Source organism: Roseospirillum parvum (assembly GCF_900100455.1).
GTDB lineage: Bacteria > Pseudomonadota > Alphaproteobacteria > Rhodospirillales > Rhodospirillaceae > Roseospirillum > Roseospirillum parvum.
Genome location: NZ_FNCV01000002.1, coordinates 171832 through 186697, shown reverse-complemented (window position 1 = coordinate 186697; position 14866 = coordinate 171832). Strand labels below are relative to the sequence as shown.

10 protein-coding genes are annotated in these 14866 nt (G+C 71.6%); 4 read left to right on the top strand and 6 right to left on the bottom strand.

Features of this window, described 5'->3' with window-relative positions:
- Positions 1–122 precede the first annotated feature (122 nt).
- The 6 genes from BLR95_RS03840 to ppsR all read right to left on the bottom strand — a co-directional run bounded on the left by BLR95_RS03840 (position 123) and on the right by ppsR (position 6571).
- Positions 123–1034, bottom strand: coding sequence for an NAD(P)H-dependent flavin oxidoreductase (locus BLR95_RS03840; RefSeq protein WP_092615692.1), 912 nt, complete (start codon positions 1032–1034; stop codon positions 123–125).
- 64 nt (positions 1035–1098) lie between these two features.
- Positions 1099–1362 (bottom strand): hypothetical protein, encoded by a 264-nt coding sequence (locus BLR95_RS03835; RefSeq protein ID WP_143130925.1) that lies wholly within the window; start codon positions 1360–1362, stop codon positions 1099–1101.
- Positions 1363–1373: 11 nt separating this feature from the next.
- The gene (locus tag BLR95_RS03830; RefSeq protein WP_092615686.1) at positions 1374–2600 is read right to left on the bottom strand and encodes a geranylgeranyl diphosphate reductase; all 1227 of its coding nucleotides are present in this window, start codon (positions 2598–2600) and stop codon (positions 1374–1376) included.
- Between the two features lie 28 nt (positions 2601–2628).
- A complete protein-coding gene (locus tag BLR95_RS03825) occupies positions 2629–4017 on the bottom strand; it encodes a BCD family MFS transporter (RefSeq protein WP_092615683.1) in 1389 nt (462 codons plus the stop codon).
- 13 nt (positions 4018–4030) lie between these two features.
- Positions 4031–4960: a chlorophyll synthase ChlG gene (gene chlG / locus BLR95_RS03820; protein ID WP_092615680.1), complete on the bottom strand. Its 930-nt coding sequence runs from the start codon at positions 4958–4960 to the stop codon at positions 4031–4033.
- Positions 4961–5092: 132 nt separating this feature from the next.
- Positions 5093–6571, bottom strand: a complete 1479-nt coding sequence (gene ppsR / locus BLR95_RS03815; RefSeq protein WP_092615677.1) for a transcriptional regulator PpsR — start codon at positions 6569–6571, stop codon at positions 5093–5095.
- A gap of 959 nt (positions 6572–7530) precedes the next feature.
- On the opposite strand from ppsR, the gene bchF reads away from it, so the two are divergent.
- The 4 genes from bchF (at position 7531) to BLR95_RS03795 (ending at position 14814) form a co-directional block, all read left to right on the top strand.
- Entirely contained in the window at positions 7531–8037 is a 507-nt protein-coding gene (bchF, locus tag BLR95_RS03810; protein WP_092615675.1) for a 2-vinyl bacteriochlorophyllide hydratase, read from the top strand.
- Entirely contained in the window at positions 8034–9296 is a 1263-nt protein-coding gene (locus BLR95_RS03805; protein WP_092615672.1) for a ferredoxin:protochlorophyllide reductase (ATP-dependent) subunit N, read from the top strand. Before bchF ends, BLR95_RS03805 begins: the two co-directional genes overlap by 4 nt.
- 150 nt (positions 9297–9446) lie before the next feature.
- The gene (gene bchB / locus BLR95_RS03800) at positions 9447–11027 is read left to right on the top strand and encodes a ferredoxin:protochlorophyllide reductase (ATP-dependent) subunit B (RefSeq protein ID WP_092615670.1); all 1581 of its coding nucleotides are present in this window, start codon (positions 9447–9449) and stop codon (positions 11025–11027) included.
- Positions 10999–14814, top strand: coding sequence for a magnesium chelatase subunit H (locus BLR95_RS03795; protein WP_092615667.1), 3816 nt, complete (start codon positions 10999–11001; stop codon positions 14812–14814). Before bchB ends, BLR95_RS03795 begins: the two co-directional genes overlap by 29 nt.
- Positions 14815–14866: the final 52 nt, after the last annotated feature.

The window sequence follows — 14866 nt, the reverse complement described above, 5'->3', positions numbered from 1 at the left end:
CCCACCCAGGGGGGGCAAGCCCCCCTGGGTGGGGTTTTGATTCAGGGTGGGGTCTGGGGAGGCCCCCGGCCTCCCCAGCGGGGTTCAAAGGGGCGGCGCCCCTTTGCGGCGAAGCCGACGCCTCAGCCGACGGCGTTCAGGGCGTTTTGGTATTCCGTGGCGAGGCGTTGGATCAGTTCGGCCACGGGGGGGCAATCGGTGATGCTGCCGACGCCGTGGCCGGCCGACCAGATGTCGCGCCAGGCTTTCACCTCTTCGGTCATGTCGAGGTTTTTGGTTTCGGCGCGCGGGTCGATGCCGGCGGCGTCCAGGCTGGGTTTCAGGAAGTTGCCGGGGATGCCGCTGACCGCGGCGGTGGTCACGATGTCGGCCGCCCGGGCCGTGAGGATGGCCTGTTTGTAATCGTCGCGGATGGCGCATTCGGCGGTCGCCAGGAAGCGGGTGCCGAGGTAGGCGGCGTCGGCGCCGAGCACCCGGGCGGCGGCGATCTGGGCTCCGGTGGAGATGGCCCCGGCGAGGATCAGCGGGCCGTCGAACAGCGGGCGGATCTCGGCCATCAGGGCGAAGGGGTTGAGGAACCCGCCGTGCCCGCCGGCTCCGGCGCCGACCAGGATCAGGCCGTCGACCCCGGCTTCCAGGGCTTTTTCGGCGTGGCGGCGGTTGATCACGTCGTGCAGCACGATGCCGCCCCAGTCGTGCACCCGGTCGGTCACCTTGTGGGCGGCGCCGAGCGAGGTGATGATCAGCGGCACCTTGTGGGCGGCGCAGATTTCCAGGTCTTCTTCCAGACGCGGGTTGCTCTTGTGGACGATCAGGTTGACGCCGTAGGCGGCGTCGCCGGGCCCGGCGGCGGCGTCGATCTCCTTGAGCCAGGCATCCAGGCCCGCCGAGGAGCGCTGGTTGAGGGCCGGGAAGGTGCCGATCACCCCGGCCTTGCGGCAGGCGGTGACCAGTCCCGGGTCGGAGGCCAGGAACATCGGCGCGGCGATCACCGGCAGGCGCAGGTTCTTGGCCAGGGCGGCGGGCAGGGTCATGGGGCGGGCTCCGGCTGGGGATGGTGGCCCATGATCGGGGCCCGGCCGGGCCGTGGCAAGAGGGCTACTCCCAGCGCCCCTTGATGTCGAGCAGGTGGGCCAGCCCGCCCAGGCCGAGGATCAGGGCGACCCCGGGGAGCGGGGCGCCGGCCAGGTGGGCCCGCCAGGCGATGAGCACCAGCCCGCCGGCCAGCAGCACGCGCACGGTCGCGCCGACCCGTGGGCCCTTGCCGGTGCGCCGCCGCCAGACGATCAGCGCCGCGCCTTCCAGGACCATGCCAAGCAGGATCAGGTCGAGCAGGGTGGCCAGGGTGAAGGGCAATTCCACGGGCGGCGGGGTCAGGGTTTGACCAGACCCAGCAGGTGGGCGGTGTCCTTCAGGAAGATGCGCACGTGGGCCAGCGGGTTGGCGCGCACCAGTTCCTTGTTCATGTAGGCCTGCCAGGTCAGGTTCTGGACGTCCTTGTCGCGGCACATGCTGACGAAGCGCTCGCGCCGGGGGTCGGACTTGTACCAGAAGCTCTGCATGATGCCGAGGATCCAGAAGACCCGCCCATGCGCTTTCATGAAGCGCTTGCGGGCCAGGGCCAGGGCGCCGGCGTCGCCGGTCTTCAGGGCCTCGGCGACCGCCTCGCCGGCCAGCCGGCCGCCATAGAGGGCATAGTAGATGCCCTCGCCGGAGGCCGGGGCGACCACCCCGGCGGCGTCGCCGGCCAGCACCACGTCGCGGCCGTTGTCCCACACCTTCAGGGGCTTGAGGGGGATCGGCGCGCCTTCGGTGCGCAGGGTCTTGGCCTCGGTCAGGCCGCAGTCCTGGCGCAGGCGGGCGGTGGCGTCGCGCAGCGAGGTGCCCTTGACGAAGGTCCCCATGCCGACGCTGGCGTTCTTGCCGTGGGGGAAGACCCAGCCGTAGAAGTCGGGCGAGATGCGGCCGTCATAGATGACGTCGCAGCGGTTGGGGTCCCAGGGGCCGTTGGGGCCGAGGTCGGTGCCGGCGGCCGGGGCCTCGATGATCTCGTGGTAGGCGTAGACGCAGGGCACGTTGTCGGCCCCCGGCACGGCCTGCTTGCCGACCTGCGAGCGGGCCCCGTCGGCGCCGATGACGAAGCGGGCCCGGGTGCGCTGTTCCGGCGCCTCGCGGCCCTTGTCGTCCAGGTCCTGCTTGCTCTGCCAGCAGACCACGGCGGTGCCGTCGTCATCGCGGTCGAGGCGGGTGAAGGTGCCGGCGGCGCGTTCGGCGCCGGCCTCGGCGGCGCGCACGCGCAGCCACTCGTCGAAGTGCTCGCGGTCGACCATGCCGACGAAGCCACCCTCGATCGGCATGTCGACCCGGGCGCCGGCCGGCGAGATCATGCGGGCCGAGGTAACCCGCGCGCAGAGCACGCTTTCCGGCAGGTCGAAATCGCGCAGGGCGCGCGGCGGGATGGCGCCGCCACAGGGCTTGATGCGGCCCGCCTTGTCGAGCAGCAGGACCTTGTGGCCGGCCCGGGCCAGATCGGTGGCGGCGGTGGCGCCGGCCGGGCCGCCGCCGACGACGACGGCATCGAAGGTGTCGGAGGAGGTCATGGGTCGGTCAGGGTCCCGTGGCTGGTGGTCAGGATTGGGTTTCGGGCGCCAGATCGGGGCCCAGCGGGGTGGTCAGATCGGCCGGCGTGGTTTTCGAGGCGTCGGCGATGCGCGCCGCCATCAGGGCCGAGGCCAGGAACAGCAGGGCCTCGGCGGCAAAGACGCTGGCGTAGGCCAGATGGGGCGCGCCGCCCAGGGCGCGCACGGCGTCCACGGCGACCGTGCCGCCGAAGCTGCCAAGGCCCATGCCGATGGCCTGGGCGGCCCCCCAGACACCCATGCGGATGCCTTCGTGGCCGGCCTCGCCGCGCCCGGCCAGGCCCATCATCGAGCCGACGGCGGCCACCGCGTAGGCCCCGGTGGTGATGCCCATGGTCAGCACGGCGCCCTTCAGCGGCCACTCGGGGCCGACCAGGGCGGCCATGACCAGCCCGGACAGGGCAACCGCCGAGGCCAGACAGCCGAACACCGTCCACAGCCTGAGCGAGCCCAACAGGCGGCCCTTGAACAGGCTGCCCAGCAGGCCGACCAGCAACATGCCGACGAACACCCCCCCGTGCTGGAACGAGGCCAGCGAGGTGCTCTCGCCCGGGGTGTAGTGGAAGACGGTGCCGGCGAACGGCTCGAGGATCAGGTCCTGGGCGCTGTAGGCAAGCATGGAGACGAAGATGAACAGCGCCATGCGGCGGCTCTCGGCGTCCTCCCAGACGCCCAGCAGGGCGGTCTTGAAGCTGGGCTTGGGGGTGCTTTCCGGGCCCGCCGGGTCGGCGGCGCTGTCGGCGTGGGTGGGGCGGGCCGGCTTGTCCAGGCCCCACACGGCGAGCAGGCTGACCACCACCGCGACGGCGGCGACCACCGCGGTGACCATGACCAGCCGCTCGGGCGAGTAGGGATCGAGCACCTGTCCGACCACCCCGGCGGTGACCGCGAAGCCGGCGATCATCATCATCCAGACCATGGTCGCGGCGCCGGCGCGGCGCGCCGGGGCGACCCGCGAGGCGAGCAGGGCGAGCAGCGAGGTGCCGCCGGCGCCGACTCCGATGCCGATCAGGAAATAGCCGGCGATGGCCCCGGCCAGCCCGGCGGCGTACGAGGTTTCCATCCACGCCACCGAGGCGGCGGCGAGAATGCCCCCGGCTCCCAGGATGGTCACCCCGCCGACGATCCACACGGCGCGCTTGCCGCCCACATCCGAGCCCCAGCCCCAGCGCGGGCGCAAAAACTGCAGGGCGTGGTGGAAGGCGACCAGGGCGCCGGGCAGCATGGCCGGCAGGGCCAGCTCGACCACCATCACCCGGTTGAAGGTCGAGGTGGCGAGCACCACGATGGCGGCCAGCGCGGTCTGGATCAGCCCCAGGCGGGCGATGCCCCACCAGCCGAGGGGGCGGTGGTCGCTGATCGGGAGGGCGGCGGCCATGGCGGGGGGCTCCCTATCCGGCGGCGGGCATGATGGCCACGGCGCTGATCATCATGCCCGAGACATACAGCGTCACCCCGGTCTGGTTGTACCACGGGGCCAGTTCCCGGGGGCGCTCCATCCAGCGCAGCATGGCCAGGGCCTGCAGCCCCAGCACCAGGGTGACCAGCCCGGCGGCCAGGGTGTGGCCCCAGATCAGGAGCAGGGCGATGACCACCACCTGGGGCGCGGCCATCACCGCGCAGGCCAGCCGGGCCGCCTTCTCGACGCCCAGCTGCACGGGCAGGGAGCGCAGGCCGGTGTGGGTGTCGCCCTCGACCGACTTGAAGTCGTTGAGCGTCATGATGCCGTGGCAGCCGGCGCTGTAGAGCAGGGCCAGCACCACCACTTCCCAGTGGGGAAAACCGCCGGCCATGGCGGCGGCGCCGGTGAACCAGGGCAGTCCCTCGTAGGCGATGCCGACGGCGGCGTTGCCGTACCAGCCGTTGCCCTTCAGGCGCAAGGGCGGGGCGCTGTAGATCCAGGCCAGCCCCAGCCCCAGGGCCGAGGCGGCCAGCACCCAGGGGCCGAGCATCCAGGCCACCAGCAGCGACAGGGCGCTCCACAACAGGGCCTGATAGAAGCCCGTTTTGCCGGGCAGGCGGCCGGAGGGAATCGGGCGATCGGGCTCGTTGATGGCGTCGACGTGGCGGTCGTACCAGTCGTTGACCACCTGGCTGGTGCCGCACAGCAGCGGCCCGGCGAGCAGGATGCCGAGCGGGATCACGTACCAGCGCCCCCAGTCGGGCACCCCGGAGGAGACGACGCCACAGCCGAAGGCCCACATCGGCGGGAACCAGGTGATCGGGTGCAGCACCTCGACCCAGGGCGCCATCTTGCGGCCGGAGGTGGGGACCGGCTCGGCGGGGGAGGTGGGATCCGGGGGCGGGGCGGGCTGGTTCATGTCGGCGCGTCGGGTGTCTCTGGAACAGGGCAGGGAGGATCGGCACGTTAGGGGCGGTTCGGGGAAGGTGTCAATCGAGATGGACACTGCCGCCCGACCGGCGGCCGATCCTTGCGGCGCGGGGCCTCGGGGCTACTCCTCGCCCTCGGCCTCGGAGAGCCCGAAACGGCGCAGCTTCACATACAGGCTCTGCCGGCTCAGGCCAAGCATTTCGGCCGCCGAGGCGCGGTTGTTGCCGGTCATTTCCAGGGCCGCCTGGATGCACATGCGCTCAATCAGGTCGGTGGTGTCGCGGATGATGTCGCGCAGCGGCACCTGGCCCACCTGCTCGGCCAGATGGGCCACGGCGCGGTTGAGGCCGCTGCCCGAGGGGTCGTTCTCCTCGGCGGTCAGGGCGGCGACGATGGTCCGGGTCGGGGTCGGCGAGGCGGGGCGCGGGGTCGAGCGCGGGCGGCGGGTGATGTCGCGGATGGCGAAGGCGAGGCAGGGCGGGTCGGCCGCCTCCAGGGCGACGGCGGCGATGTCCACGTCGCGGGTGCCGCCCGCCTCGGTGGCCAGGGTGCTGGTCAGGTGGGGCAGCCGGGGGCGCTGGCGCAGGGTGCCCAGCAGCACCCCGATGTCGACCCCCGGGCGGCCCAGGAAACGGCCCAGCGAATCGCCGCGCACCTGATCCTCGGTGCTGATCTCGACCATGGTCAGGAAGGCTTGGTTGGCCGACAGGATGCGGCCCGCCGGATCGGTCAGCACGAAGCCGTCGGGCATGGATTCCAGGGCCTGCACGGCCAGCCCGCCGAGGCGGGGCAGGGCGGCCAGCCCGGCCCCGGCGCCGAGCGGCGCCAGACGGATCAGCAGGCAGGGGCCGTGCTCCTGGCGGAACAGGGCGGCGGCCGCCGAGACCTCGCCCCGCTCGTGGCCCAGGCGGGCCCGCACCTCGCCCGCCGCGCCCAGTTCGCGGGCCGAGGCGAGCAGGCCTTCCAGGCCGGGCATGCTGGGCGGCTCGAAGCCGAAGGGAAAGGCGCGGCCGGCCAGCGGGCGGCCGTCGTCGCCCAGCATGGCGTGGGCCGCCGGGTTGGCCTCCAGCACCTTGGCCGAGGCGGAATCGACGATCAGGATGCCCTCGGCGGCCTGCTTGAAGAGCAGCCGGTAGCGGGTTTCCAGGCCGCGCAGCCGGGCGTAGTCGCGTTCCAGGGTCTGCTGGGCGGCGAGCAGGCGCTGTTCCAGGGCGGCGATGGAGCGCAGGTCGCGGCCCAGGGCGATCAGCCGGCGGGCATCGTCGACGGCGAGCACGGTGTAGAGCACCGGCAGGTCGATGCCGCCCGGCACCGGGTGGCTGACCTGCCGCCAGCGCGGCTCGTTGCCGGCGGCGCGGGCCTCGTGGCACAGGGCTTCCAGGGTGGGGCGGCTTTCCGGGGTGACGGTGGCGGCGAAGGGGCGGCCGATCCACTCGCCGACTCCCTCGCGGGCCAGATCGTCGCGGCCCAGGGCGAGATCGCGCACGATGCCCTCGGCGTCGATGACCAGGACCAGATCGGCGGCGGCGGCGATGACCGCCGAGGTGGTCGCCGGGTCGAGCCGCCCGAGGACCTCGGCCGGGGCGCGGAACGACTTCATGGCGGGCGCCCCCCGGCCGATCCCGCGCGGGACGTGACGGCGCGCGTGCCATCCCGTCCCGCGCGGTGGATCCGCGCGTCGTCACATATCATGCGCCAAGGGGCGGGCGCCCGCCTTGCGGACACACCTGTCACCCCCCGCACGGGCCTGGGCCCAGCGCTTCGCATTCCCCCAATACCCCTCCCTTTAAGCTCCCTCGGCCGCGGCTCGCCGGCCCTGAGCCGGCCCTGAGCCGGCCCTGAGCCGGCGATGAACCGGGGCGATCCCCCCTGCACCCCCCGTGGATCACCGGTCCCGGCATCCACCGGGGACACCGACAGCCCACCCCGCCCCTTGTCGGACGGGATGGGCCGCCGGGTCGGCTCCCTCCGCAGCCCAAAAACCGCGCGCACGACAGTGCGCAATCAATACAGTACAGTGCGCGATAACACGCGCAATAACCTGTACGGCGGGTGCGGCCTTTCAGGGTTGGTCGCACCACGCCCGGCGTCACCCCCCTCCGGGGACGCCTGACCAGGATCGGAAAACATCAAGGCCCAGCCGGTCCGCCCAATCCCCAGGCGGCCACCGGACAGGGCAAAGTGTGCGCGCTCGGGGCAGTCAAGTCAAGTTGACGTCTGGGCTGGTTGACACTCTGCCCCACCCCTGCCTAGACTGCCGCCCCGCTCGCCCGGGGGCAAGCCGTCCCTTGTGCCGGTCGCCAAGGCCAGTCGCCAAGGCCAGTCGCCAAGGCCGGTCGCCAAGGGCGCCGGGTTCCGGGGTTCGACGGCGGGCCTTGACAGGGCGGGGTGGGATCGCCTCTCTAGCGGGGCCGCCGGCCGGGTGGCCCGCCGGTCCAGCCGGGCGCGTCCCGTCCCGACCGTGCCGGTCGAGCCCTGGGGGCGAGCCCTTGGGGGTTGGGGATCAACCTTAATGGTGGCGAACCTTCGGGTCGCCGCCCTTCCGATGAGCCGAGCCAGATGACCGCGCCGCTGTACACCCCGGAGGAACGGGTCCGCCGCGACTCGACCCGTTGGACCCTGGTCCAGGGCATCCTGGCGCCGGTCCAGTTCCTGGTTTTCCTGGTCAGCCTGGGGCTGGTCATCAACTTCCTGGTCACCGGCGATGGGCTGCTCGCCGCCACCATCTCGGTGGTGGTGAAGACCCTCATTCTTTACACCATCATGATCACCGGCTCGATCTGGGAGAAGGTGGTCTTCGGCAAGTGGCTGTTCGCCCGTCCCTTCTTCTGGGAAGACGTGTTCAGCATGCTGGTCATCGCCCTGCACACCCTGTACCTGGGGGCGGTGGTGTTCGGCTGGTGGGACGCCACCGGGCAGATGGTGATCGCCCTTGCCGCCTATGGCACCTATGTCATCAACGCCGGGCAGTTCCTGCTCAAGCTGCGCGCCGCCCGGCTGCAGGAGAAGGCCGACCGCGAGCGGGCCGAGGCCGCCGCCGACGCCGCGCCGGAGGCCGCCCGATGAGCGGCCCGGCCGCCTGCCAGACTCCGCCCGAGGTGCTGCACCAGCGCGGCCCCCACCAGATGTTCTGCGGCCTGACCGGCATTGTCTGGCTGCACCGCAAGATCCAGGACGCCTTTTTCCTGATCGTCGGCTCGCGCACCTGCGCCCACCTGATGCAGTCGGCGGCCGGGGTGATGATCTTCGCCGAGCCGCGCTTCGCCACCGCCATCCTGGAAGAGCGCGATCTGGCCGGCATGGCCGACGCCAACGAGGAGCTGGACCGCGTGGTCGGCCAGCTTCTGGAGCGCCGGCCCGACGTGAAAATGCTGTTCCTGGTCGGCTCCTGTCCGTCCGAGGTCATCAAGCTGGATCTGGACCGCGCCGCCCAGCGCCTGAGCGGCCAGCACGGCCGGCCCATCCTGTCGTGGTCGGGCAGCGGCCTCGAGACCACCTTCACCCAGGGCGAGGACGCCTGTCTGGCCGCCCTGGTGCCGCACCTGCCGGCCCTCCAGGAGGGCGAGGCGCCCGGCCTGCTGGTGGTCGGCACCCTGCCCGACGTGGTCGAGGACCAGTTCGCCCGCCTGTTCGAGGCGATGGGCCTGGGCCCGGTGCGCTTCTTCCCCGGCGGCCGCGCCGAGGCCCAGCCGCCGGTCGGTCCGGGCACCCGGATGCTGCTCGCCCAGCCCTTCCTGGCCGACACCGCGCGCCTGCTGGAAAAGCGCGGCGCCGAGCGGCTGGCCGCGCCCTATCCCTTTGGCGAGGCGGGGACCACCGCCTGGCTGAAGGCGGCGGCCGACGCCTTCGGGGTCGAGCCAGGGCGCTTCGACGCGGTCACCGCGCCGGGCCGCGAGCGGGCCCGCGTCGCCCTGGCCCGCCACCGCGAGCGGCTGGACGGCAAGCGCATCTTCTTCTTCCCCGATTCGCAACTGGAGATACCGCTGGCCCGCTTCCTGTCCGAGGAGTTGGGCATGGCGCCGGTCGAGGTCGGGGTGCCCTACCTGCACCGGACCCTGATCGCCGAGGATCTGGCCCGGCTGCCCGAGGGCGTGGTGCTGAGCGAGGGCCAGGACGTGGAGAAGCAGCTCGACCGCTGCCTCGCCGCGCGGCCCGACCTGACGGTGTGCGGCCTGGGGCTGGCCAACCCGCTGGAGGCCCAGGGCCTGAGCACCAAATGGTCCATCGAGCTTGTCTTCTCGCCGGTCCACGGCTACGACCAAGCCGGCGATCTGGCCGAGCTGTTCGCCCGCCCGCTGATCCGGCGCGGGCTGCTGAAGGTCTAGATACTTCGGGACGATGCCCGGCCGGGCCCCAGGGCCCGTCGTGCAAACCCTGGAATTGTTTGAAGGTTATGAGATAGGATGCCGATCCCTTCCGCCACCGGCGGGAGGCGACCGGCGAGGCCAGCGAAACGGGGGTCTGGGGCAGCGGCCATGCAGTTGACGGTGTGGACATATGAAGGACCGCCCCATGTCGGCGCCATCCGGGTGGCGACGGCGTTGAGGGGCGTCCACTACGTGCTCCACGCCCCCCAGGGCGACAGCTACGCCGACCTCCTGTTCACCATGATCGAGCGCTCGGACAAGCGGCCGGCGGTGTCCTACACCTCGTTCCTGGCCCGCGACCTGGGGGCCGACACCGCCGAGTTGTTCAAGGAGCAGGCCCGCGCCGCCGCCGAGCGCTTCAAGCCGCAGGCCCTGCTGGTCGGCGCCTCGTGCACCGCCGAGCTGTTGCAGGACGACCCGGGCGGTCTGGCCAAGGCACTGGGGTTGTCCATTCCGGCCATCCCGCTCGACCTGCCGGCCTACCAGCGCAAGGAAAACTGGGGGGCGGCGGAAACCTTCTACCGGCTGGTCCGCGGGCTGGCCGCGCCTTACGCCCCGGGGCCGGACGAGGAATTGTCGCCCCGCCTGTCCGACAGCCCGGCCCGGGCCAACATCCTGGGGCCGACGGCACTCGGCTTCCGCCACCGCGACGACCTTCAGGAAATCACCGGCCTGTTGGAGCGCCTGGGGGTGGAGATCAACGTGGTGGCGCCGCTGGGGGCCAGTCCGGCCGATCTGGCCCGCCTCGGCGAGGCCGACTTCAACATCGTGCTCTACCCGGAGATCGCCGACATCGCGGCCCGCTGGCTGGAGCGCACCTTCAAGCAGCCCACCGTGCGCACCATTCCCATCGGCTATGGCGCCACCCGCGACTTCGTGCGCGAGGTGGCCGAGCTGGCCGGGGTCGACCCCGAGCCGGTGCTCGCCGAGGCGCGCTGCCGGCTGCCCTGGTACTCCCGCTCGGTCGACTCCAACTACCTCACCGGCAAGCGGGTCTTCCTGTTCGGCGACGCCACCCACGTGCTCGGCGCCCTGCGCGTCGCCGAGGAGGAGATGGGCTTCAAGGTGGTCGGCCTGGGCACCTACAGCCGCGAGTGGGCCCGCGACATCCGCGCCGCCGCCACCGAGCGCGGCCTTACGGCGGTGATCGGCGACGACTACCTGGAAGTGGAAAAGGCGATCGCCGAGGCCCATCCCGATCTGGTCCTGGGCACTCAGATGGAGCGCCACGTGGCCAAGCGTCTGGGCCTGCCCTGCGCCGTCATCTCGGCCCCGGTGCACGTCCAGGACTTCCCGGCCCGCTACGCCCCGCAGATGGGCTTCGAGGGCGCCAACGTGCTGTTCGACACCTGGGTCCATCCCCTGATGATGGGCCTGGAGGAACACCTGCTTGGCATGTTCCGCGAGGATTTCGAGTTCCACGGCGAGGCCGGGCCGTCGCACCTGCCGGCCGGTGGCCGGCGGGCCACGGCCGAGGCCGACGAGGCCCCGGCCGAGACCACGGTTGCCGTGGCCGCCGCGCCGGGTCAGCCGGCGTGGGAGCCGGCGGCCGAGAAAGAGTTGAAGAAGATCCCGTTTTTCGTGCGTGGCAAGGCCCGACGCAATACCGAGCGTTTCGCGGCCGAGCGCGGTGTCTCAACCATAACGGTCGATACGCTCTATGACGCAAAAGCACACTTCGGCAATTAAGGGCGATCTGGCCGCGACGCCGGTCAAGGTGGTCATCATCACCCTGGACGGGCACCTGTCCGGGGCCGTGGCCCGGGCCCGTCAGGCGCTGAAGGCCGACCTGCCCGGCCTCACCCTGGCCCTGCACTGCGCGGTCGAGTGGGCCGACGACCCCGAGGCCGCCCAGCGCTGCCGCGACGACATCGCCGAGGCCGATGTCATCATCGCCACCATGCTGTTCCTGGAAGACCAGATCCAGGCCGTGCTGCCGGCGCTGGAGGCCCGCCGCGCCGAGTGCGACGCCATTGTCGGCTGTCTGGCCGCCAGCGAGGTGGTCAAGCTGACCCGTCTCGGCGGCTTCGACATGGCCGCCCCCCAGGGCAGCCTGATGACCCTGCTCAAGAAGCTGCGCGGGGAAAGCGCCGGCAAGGACGGCGGCGGCGCCGGGGCCCAGCAGATGGCCATGCTGCGCCGCCTGCCGCGCATCCTGCGTCTGGTCCCGGGCAAGGCCCAGGACGTGCGCGCCTATTTCCTGACCCTGCAATACTGGCTGGCCGGCTCGGACGAGAACATCGCCAACATGGTGCGCTTCCTGGTCGGCCGCTACAGCAGCGGCGACCGGGCGGCCCTCAAGGGCGCGGTGAAGGCGGCCCCGGCCATCGAGTATCCCGAGGTCGGGCTGTACCATCCCACGCTGCCCGGCCGGGTCAGCGAGAACGTGGCCGACCTGCCGGCCCCCAAGGGGGAGGTGAAGGGCACGGTCGGCCTTTTGGTCATGCGCTCCTACGTGCTGGCCGGCAACACGGCGCACTATGACGGCGTCATCCGGGCCATGGAGGCCAAGGGGCTGAAGGTGGTGCCGGCCTATGCCAGCGGGCTTGATTCGCGTCCCGCCGTGGAGGCCTTCTTCCGCCAGGACGGCCGCACCGTGGTCGACGCGGTGGTCTCGCTGACCGGCTTCTCCATGGTCGGTGGACCGGCCTACAACGACAGCCGGGCGGCCGAGGACATGCTGGCCGAGCTGGACGTGCCCTATCTCACCACCCACGCGGTGGAGTTCCAGACCCTCGACCAGTGGGCCGAGTCCGAGCTTGGCCTGCTGCCCGTCGAGGCGACCATGATGGTGGCCATCCCGGAACTCGACGGGGCCATCGCGCCGATGACCTTCGGCGGCCGCACCGACACCGTGGAGGGCGGCGACGAGGGCGGCGGGGCCACCGCCTCGGGCCCCGAGGCGACCAGCCGCAACCCCACCAAGGGGCGCGGCGCCGGCGAGATGCGGGCCAATCCCGAGCGCGCCCAGGCGCTGGCCGCCCGGGTCGCCCGCCTGGTCCGCCTGCGCCGCACTCCGGCCCGCGAGCGGCGGGTGGCGATCATCCTGTTCAACTTCCCGCCCAACGCCGGGGCCACCGGCACGGCGGCCTATCTCGGGGTCTACGCCTCGCTGCTCGATACCCTGAAGGCGATGAAGGCCGAGGGCTATCAGGTCGAGGTGCCGGAGAGCGAGGAGGCCCTGCGCAAGGCCATCCTGGAGGGCAACGCGGCGCTGTATGGCACCCCGGCCAACGTCCACGCCCGGGTCAGCGCCGACGACCACGTCAAGGGCGAATCGTGGCTGGCCGAGATCGAGGCCCAGTGGGGCCCGGCCCCGGGCCGCGAACTGACCGACGGGGCCGACCTGTTCATCCTGGGGGCCGGCTTCGGCAACGTCTTCGTCGGCATCCAGCCCAATTTCGGCTGGGAAGGCGACCCCATGCGCCTGCTGTTCGAGCGCGGCTTCGCCCCGACCCACGCCTTCTCGGCCTTCTATCGCTGGCTGTCGCGCGATTACGACGCCCACGCCGTGGTCCACTACGGCACCCACGGGGCGCTGGAATTCATGCCCGGCAAGCAGGTCGGCCTGTCCGACCGCTGCTGGCCCGAGCGGCTGATCGGCGATCTGCCGAACATCTATCTCTACGCCGCCAACAATCCCTCGGAAGGGACCCTGGCCAAGCGGCGCTCGGCGGCCACCCTGATCACCTACCTGACGCCGCCGATCACCCATGCCGGGCTGCACAGCGGTCTGCTCGACCTCAAGGACTCGATGGACCGCTGGCGCGCCCTGCCGCCCGACGCCGAGGACGAGCGGGTGCGGCTGGCCGAGCTGATCCAGACCCAGGCCGCCGACATCGACCTCTGTCCCGCCGAGCCGTGCTGGAAGCCGGACGAGCAGGCGGCCGAGGTGGAGGCCCTGCGCACCCGCCTGATCGAGCTTGAGGACACCCTGATCCCCTTCGGCCTGCACACTTTCGGCAGCGCCCCGTCGGCCGAGGCCCGGGTCGACCTGCTGGCCGCCGTCGCCGAGGCGACCCATGGCGCCACGCCGGCCCGCGAGCTGCTCGAGTCCCTGGTCCATGACGGCGCCGGCGCCCAGTCGGTGATCGCCCGCGCCGGGGTGGCCGACGACGCCGACGCGGTGGCCATGTTCGAGGAATTGGCCACCATCGCCCGCCTGATGGCCGACAACCAGGAAATGGCCGGCCTTTTGAAGGCGCTGGACGGGCGCTACATCCGCCCGGCGCCGGGCGGCGACCTTTTGCGCACCCCGGCCATCCTGCCCACCGGGCGCAACATGCACGGCTTCGATCCCTTCCGTCTGCCGACCCTGTTCGCGGTCGAGGACGGGGCGCGGCAGGCCGAGCTTTTGATCGAGACCCACCGCGAGGCCGGCAACGGCTACCCCAGTTCCATCGCCATGGTCCTGTGGGGCACCGACAACCTGAAGAACGGCGGCGGCCCGATCGGTCAGGCCCTGTCGCTGATGGGCGCCAAGCCGCGCTTCGACGGCTACGGCCGTCTCGCCGGGGCCGATCTGGTGCCGCTGGAGAAACTGGGCCGGCCGCGCATCGACGTGGTGATGACCCTCTCTGGCATCTTCCGCGACCTGCTGCCGCTGCAAACCCGCCTGCTGGCCGAGGCCGCCTATCTGGCCGCCAGCGCCGACGAGCCGCCGGAGCAGAACTTCGTGCGCAAGCACACCCTGGACTACATGGAACGCCAGGGGGTGGACTTCGAGACGGCGGCCCTGCGCGTCTTCTCCAACGCCGACGGGGCCTATGGCTCCAACGTCAACCAGCTGGTCGACAGCGGGCGCTGGGAGAACGAGGACGAACTGGCCGAGGTCTACAGCCGCCGCAAGAGCTTCGCCTATGGCCGCTCGGGCAAGCCGACCCAGCAGACCGAGTTGCTGCAGACGGCGCTCGGCGACGTCGACATGGCCTACCAGAACCTGGAGTCGGTGGAACTGGGGGTGACCACCGTCGACCACTACTTCGACACCCTGGGCGGCATCAGCCGGGCGGTGAGTCGGGCCAAGGGCGGCGCCGTGCCGGTCTACATCGGCGACCAGACCAAGGGCAGCGGCAAGGTGCGCACCCTGGCCGAGCAGGTCGCCCTGGAGACCCGCACCCGGGTGCTCAATCCCAAGTGGTACGAGGGCATGCTGGCCAGCGGCTACGAGGGGGTGCGCCAGATCGAGGCCCATGTCACCAACACCATGGGCTGGTCGGCCACCACCGGGCAGGTGGCGCCCTGGGTCTACAAGCAGTTGACCCAGACCTTCCTGCTCGATCCCGAGATGCGCAAGCGGATGGCCGAGCTCAACCCGATGGCCTCGGCCCGGGTCGCCAACCGTCTGCTGGAAGCCCACGAACGCAACTACTGGACCCCCGACGACGACATGCTTCAAGCCCTGCGCGAAGCCGGCGAGGAACTGGAGGATCGTCTGGAGGGGGTGACCGATTCCGAAGAGGGGGTGGCCGCCTGAGCGGTTGCCCACCCAAAGATGCCAAGGAGTTGAGCCAAGGTGCTTGAGAACC

Excerpts from the sequence above, each read along its gene's own strand:
- BLR95_RS03840 (WP_092615692.1), bottom strand. The coding sequence starts at position 1,034 with ATGACCCTGCCCGCCGCCCTGGCCAAGAACCTGCGCCTGCCGGTGATC.
- BLR95_RS03830 (WP_092615686.1), bottom strand. The coding sequence starts at position 2,600 with ATGACCTCCTCCGACACCTTCGATGCCGTCGTCGTCGGCGGCGGCCCG.
- BLR95_RS03825 (WP_092615683.1), bottom strand. The coding sequence starts at position 4,017 with ATGGCCGCCGCCCTCCCGATCAGCGACCACCGCCCCCTCGGCTGGTGG.
- chlG (WP_092615680.1), bottom strand. The coding sequence starts at position 4,960 with ATGAACCAGCCCGCCCCGCCCCCGGATCCCACCTCCCCCGCCGAGCCG.
- ppsR (WP_092615677.1), bottom strand. The coding sequence starts at position 6,571 with ATGAAGTCGTTCCGCGCCCCGGCCGAGGTCCTCGGGCGGCTCGACCCG.
- bchF (WP_092615675.1), top strand. The coding sequence starts at position 7,531 with ATGACCGCGCCGCTGTACACCCCGGAGGAACGGGTCCGCCGCGACTCG.
- BLR95_RS03805 (WP_092615672.1), top strand. The coding sequence starts at position 8,034 with ATGAGCGGCCCGGCCGCCTGCCAGACTCCGCCCGAGGTGCTGCACCAG.
- bchB (WP_092615670.1), top strand. The coding sequence starts at position 9,447 with ATGCAGTTGACGGTGTGGACATATGAAGGACCGCCCCATGTCGGCGCC.
- BLR95_RS03795 (WP_092615667.1), top strand. The coding sequence starts at position 10,999 with ATGACGCAAAAGCACACTTCGGCAATTAAGGGCGATCTGGCCGCGACG.